The sequence below is a fragment of the Gemmatimonadota bacterium genome, assembly GCA_026706345.1.
GTDB lineage: Bacteria > JAAXHH01 > JAAXHH01 > JAAXHH01 > JAAXHH01 > JAAXHH01.
In genome coordinates this window covers 28,783-34,040 of record JAPOYX010000075.1, presented here as the reverse complement: position 1 = coordinate 34,040, position 5,258 = coordinate 28,783, and the positions used below count along the sequence as shown (strand labels likewise).

The window sequence follows — 5,258 nt, the reverse complement described above, 5'->3', positions numbered from 1 at the left end:
AGTGCTTCCGCCACATGGGTTACGCCGACATCCCCGACGAATACGACATCCCCATCGAGTTGGTGGATCTGAACCAGGAAACGCGCTGGCGCAACACCCGGGTGTACATGGTGGACGGCACCTGGACGACGGTGCGGATGCCGCGCACCGTGCTGGACTGTCCCTGCGTCATCTCCGTCGCCGTGGCCAAGACCCACGACGGCGCCATGGTCACCCTGGCGCTGAAGAACCTCATCATGGGCACGATACTGAAAAGAGACCGTATCAAGGTACACGGCTATACGACCCACCACGACCGGCGCCACCCCCAGGAGGCACGGGCTCTCAGCAGGAACCTGATCCGCCTGGCCCGCCACCTCTACCCCCACTACAGCGTGGTGGACGGTACGGTGGGCATCCAGGGCAACGGTCCGGGGGGTACCGACACCGTACCGCTGGGCTTGGCGGCAGCCGGGGAAGACACTATCGCCGTGGACGCCGTCATCTCGAAGGTCATGGGATTCGAACCCCTCGAAGTGGGGACGGTCTTCTACGGGGACGCCATCGGTCTGGGTGTGGGCGACCTGGAACACATACGCGTAGTCGGAGGCCGGCCGGATGAACTTGCCCTGTCCTTCAAGGGGCACGAATCCATCGATCTGCAACGCCAGTGGGCCATCGAAGGGGCGTGGGAATCGGCGGCGGTCGGGGGTTGAAGCGGCGGCCGGGATGGTGCCGAGACGTGGCGGACCGGACCGGGCAATCCCGATGCGGCTGCCGTCAGTGCCCGGGCAATGCCGCTACGACGCGAAGCACCTCTTCTTCCGTGTTGTAGAAGTGCGGTGAAATGCGTATGCCGCCCCCGCGGCGCGCGCCGATGATCTGGTGGCTCCGCAGCGTGCGGTGCAGGGCTTCGGTCTCGTGTACCGGGCTGTTGAACGTCACGATGCCCGACCACTCGGATTCGCCCCGGGGACTCAGGACGCGGTAGCCTGCGTCGCGCAATGCCGCGACCAGCCGGTCCGTCAGCAAGCGCAGCCTACCCTGCACTGTATCAATACCCACCTCCAGCAGCAAATCCAGGGAAGCGCCCAGCGCGTGTACGCCCAGTGTGTTGTGGGAACCGCACTCGAAGCGTCGCGCCGTGGGCGCCGGCGTAGGATCGTAGGCATCGTAGTTGCCCGCGTCGACTACCGAATTCCAGCCCACTTCGTAGAGCCTCAACCGCTCCGTCAGGTGCGGTGCGCAGTAGAAGATGCCGATCCCCTCGGAACTCAGGAGCCATTTGTGCCCGTCGGCCGTGAGGATGTCGATCGACATCTCCTCCACGTCCACCGGCGTCTGTCCGAGGGACTGTATGGCGTCGACGACGAAAACGATCCGCTTTTCACGGCACAACGCGCCAATCGCCGCGATGTCGTTGCGGAATCCGTTCCCGTATTCCACGTGGCTGATGGATACGGCGCGCGTTTTCGAATCGATCCTTTTCTCGATCGATTCCACCGGGAGCCGGCCGTCCACGGACTCCACCATCCGTGTTTCCACGCCGAGCCGGGAGAGATTGAGCCAGGGATATACGTTGGACGGAAATTCCAGGTCGTTCAGGACTACGTTGTCGCGCGGGCGCCAGTCGATGCCATTGGCGGCGAAGCACAACCCTTCCGTGGTATTCTTGACGAAGGCGATCTGTTCGGGCGCGGCGTTGATCAGGCGGGCCGCCCGCGCCCGCGTCGTTTCGATGACCGCTTCCCAGTTGGGATAATGGGAGGCGGCATACTCGTTGAAGTCCGCGACGTAGGCCTGTACCGCCTCGCGGGCGCGACCGGGCAACGTGCCCACCGCCGCGTGGTTCAGGTAGGTACAGTGACGGACGACAGGGAATTCCTGGCGGATGCGGTCCAGGTTCAAATCAGGCCGGTCCGGTTCGTCGGGGTTCAGCGGGGAAGAGCCGCCGTTTCCGCTTGAACGCGCAGGGCTGCGGCTCTACGTCCTGCGGTCCGGTCAGAAGCTGGCTGCGGCGTCCTCTGCCGAGTCGAATACATTGAAAACGGAACCCAGACGGGTAATGACGACCAGCACGTTGTGCGTGCGTTCGCTCAGGTTGGCCAGTTTGAGGTCGCCCCCGGCCTCACGGAGGGTCTTCGCGCCGCCGACGAGGGCGCCGACACCGGAACTGCTGATGAGGTTTACCCTGCCGAGGTCGACTACGACCGCGGTCGAGCCTTCGGACTTCAACTCCCGTACGCGGTCATGAAAGTCGGACACTTCGGGATCGCCCAGGAAACTGCCGACTACTTCGATTACAGGTATACCGTTAATCCTGCGCTCGTTCATTACACGTCCCCTTCATCTATACGCTGCTAAAGCGAAAACCGGCGGCTTGATTGTGCCATCAATTAACACCTGGCACGCGATTCCCGCAAGGATAAATTACGTTGGAAACAGGCAGCCCCGTCCGGGGTGCGGAGACGGCGGAAAGTCTTGCGGATGCCGCGTTGGGCCGCTTCCGTCCCGAAGGTCAGGGATTCGACGTGAGCACCGCTGTCTCGGCGGCGGCTTTGTAGCCCGGGCAGACCCCCTTCTCGATGTAGGGACAGGGACTCCGGGCGATGACGACGCGGACGCCCGACCGGCGCAGGCCTTGCTCGAGCACGTGCCGCGTCCGGGCTTCGTCCCACGGATCGATGGTCTCGTTCAGCACGACAGGGCAGGCCTCCACAATATGGTCTATACTGAGCGGCGTCGTTTCGCGACCGAGATCGATCCCGCCCAGATTGGGCGTGCCCTGGAATCCGGACAGGGCCGTCGTGGCATTGTCCAGGATGAGAACGAGCAGATCCGACCCCTGGTGGGCCACGTTGAACAGGGCGTTGGCGCCCAGGTGAAAGAAGTCGGAGTCCCCGACGACGGCGATCACCGGGTCGGTCACCCCGGACAACACCAGGCCCGATGCGATGCCGATGCTCGACCCCATGGAGTACTTCACGTCGAGCATCTCGAAGGGCGGCGTAGCGATCTTGATCGCGCAGCCGGGATCCACCACGTATACCGGTGAGAGGCCCAGCTGTCCACTCACTTCGCGCAGGATCTCGAATACGGGCGTGTAGGGACAGTTTTCCGGCAGACCGTCCTGGCTGGGCAGTAGCTTCAGTTCCGCCTCCGGTGAAAAGACGCGTGCCGGTGTGAATCCGGGGACGTATCCGGCCAGTGCCTCGGCGATCTGCCAGCGGAACAGCTCCCCTTCCCGCGAGACGGCTTTGTCGTGCTTGCCGCTGATCGGCGTCGTAATCTTTGCGTCGTAGGAAATCGACTTGATCAGCGTTTCGAGGAAGGGTTCGTTCTCTTCCAGGACCAGGGTTTTCTCCGTCGAAAGAAGAAAGCCGGTGATCCGGTCGGCCGGGAGCGGCCACAGGGTGGACAGCTTGAGTATGGACAGATCGGACGTGTCTACGCCCTCCAGCACGTCCATCAACTTGGTGTGAATCACGCCCGCGGCGATGATGCCGATCTTCCCCGTGCCGGTTACCGTGTTGAAGTCCGCTGAGTCGAACTGCGCCGCGAACGATTCGAGACGGTCGTGCAGCCGCCTGTGCAACTGGACGGCGTTTCCGGGAACCGATATCCACCGCATGGGATGCCGCTCGAATGCATGGGGCCGTACGAAGGTCGAGCGGGGAATTTCGGGCAGATCGACTTCTTCTGTCAATGCGCCGTACGTCTTTGTGATCCGCACGATGACGGGCATCTGCATTTCACGGGACAGCCGGTAGGCTTCCCGCGTCATCGTGATCCCTTCGGAAGGGATCGCCGGTTCCAGCATGGGCAGTTCGCTTCCCCACGCGATCGGCCGGGTATCCTGGTCGTTCTGGGTGGCCCAGGCGCCCGGGTCGTCCCCGAGCAGGATGACCAGCCCGGCGCCCACGTCCGTCAGGTTGGCCACCATGACGGTATCCAGGGCGACGTTGAACCCGACGCCCTTGCAGCCCATCAGGGCGGGAACTCCGCCGATGGAAGCGCCGAGAGCCGTTTCGAAGGCGACTTTCTCATTGGTGGACCACTCGACGTGCAGTCCGTGGCTTTCCACGAAGCCGCGCAGAAACTCGATCGTGCTGCTGCTCGGTGAACCGGGGTAACTCGTCGCCACCGCCACACCCGACTGCAGGGCACCGTAGGCGATGGCCTGGTCACCGGAGATCAGCATCCCGGCCATAACATGCTCCTGTACGCAATAAACACCCTTTGAATGGACGCGTGAATATAGGCTTTCACGCCGCCTGAGGTCAAGCCGTATCCATCCGCGGGGGCCGGACAGAAACCGCTTGCGACCGTTTCTCCATTCGCCTATATTTTCCCCGTTTCCTTCAAGGTATCGCACCAGGGCCGGACGGCACGCATCAGGGTCGGTCTCACGCACCCGCCCAGCCGCGAGAGCGCCGGGCCGGACGGCACGATCAGGCCGGAAGGCACTAGAGCCAGACGGCACGCACCAGGCCGCATCAGGTCCTGTCGTTCCACGCTTTACGACCCGATGATCCACGCAGCCGACGGAGATACGGGAATGGCCACGCAAAAGCAAGCAGAAGGCAGTAAGAAGACGGCAAAGAAAAGCCGGTCCTTCAAGATGGTGGACACGGTTGATGAGTTTAAAAATATCCTGGACGGCGCAGGGCCGGCCAAGGCGGACAACGAGACTTACTGGCGCGCCGTGCGGTCCCAGTTCCCCTATGCCGGCCCGATACGCTACACCAACAACGGAACGATCGGTATCCTTCCCCACATGGTCCTGCAGGCCCAGATCGCGACCCTGAGGGAGGCCGAGATCCAGGATGGGGATACCGGCGGCGTGACATATCCCGGTCCCAACGAAGCCCATGAAAAGCTGGCCGCGCTGATCAATGCGGACCCGTCGGAGGTCGCCGTTACGCGGAATTCGACGGAGAGCATGAACATCGTCGCCCTCGGCCTCGATCTGAAGCCCGAAGACGAGATCCTTACGACGACCCACGAGCACTACGGCGGCTGGTCCTGCTGGCAGAACCGGCACGCGCTCTTCGGCAACCCGATCCGCAAGCTCGATCTGTACGATCCGCCGGAGGACGAGGACGAACTGGTGAGACTTTTCGAGGAAGCCATTCGGCCGGAAACCCGGGTGCTCAGCTTCTGCCACGTCACCTGCACGACGGCCTGGCGCCTGCCCGTCCGGAAAATCTGCGCCATGGCCCGAAAACGAGGGCTCATTACCGTCATCGACGGCGCCCAGTCGGTGGGCATGATCGGCG

General features: G+C 63.1%; 5 protein-coding genes. 2 read left to right on the top strand and 3 right to left on the bottom strand.

Annotation, left to right across the window (positions count from 1 at the left end; translation table 11 throughout):
- Window positions 1–695: DUF362 domain-containing protein (locus OXG98_06125; protein ID MCY3771578.1), on the top strand; the 695-nt coding region annotated here is incomplete at its 5' end.
- 64 nt (window positions 696–759) lie between these two features.
- Here the strand turns inward: OXG98_06125 and OXG98_06120 are convergent.
- The 3 genes from OXG98_06120 to OXG98_06110 form a co-directional block, all read right to left on the bottom strand.
- Window positions 760–1,887 carry an aminotransferase class V-fold PLP-dependent enzyme gene (locus tag OXG98_06120; protein MCY3771577.1) on the bottom strand — a complete coding sequence of 376 codons (1,128 nt, stop codon included), beginning with the start codon at window positions 1,885–1,887 and terminating at the stop codon, window positions 760–762.
- Between the two features lie 93 nt (window positions 1,888–1,980).
- Window positions 1,981–2,313, bottom strand: coding sequence for an STAS domain-containing protein (locus OXG98_06115; GenBank protein ID MCY3771576.1), 333 nt, complete (start codon window positions 2,311–2,313; stop codon window positions 1,981–1,983).
- Window positions 2,314–2,497: 184 nt separating this feature from the next.
- Window positions 2,498–4,189, bottom strand: coding sequence for a thiamine pyrophosphate-dependent enzyme (locus OXG98_06110; protein ID MCY3771575.1), 1,692 nt, complete (start codon window positions 4,187–4,189; stop codon window positions 2,498–2,500).
- A 348-nt stretch (window positions 4,190–4,537) separates the two neighbouring features.
- Between OXG98_06110 and OXG98_06105 the strand changes: the two genes are divergently transcribed.
- On the top strand, window positions 4,538–5,258 hold a 721-nt coding region (locus tag OXG98_06105), incomplete at its 3' end, for an aminotransferase class V-fold PLP-dependent enzyme (protein MCY3771574.1).

What these genes read in the sequence shown, in the direction of transcription:
- OXG98_06115 (MCY3771576.1), bottom strand. Translation starts at nt 2,313, where the DNA reads ATGAACGAGCGCAGGATTAACGGTATACCTGTAATCGAAGTAGTCGGC.
- OXG98_06110 (MCY3771575.1), bottom strand. Translation starts at nt 4,189, where the DNA reads ATGGCCGGGATGCTGATCTCCGGTGACCAGGCCATCGCCTACGGTGCC.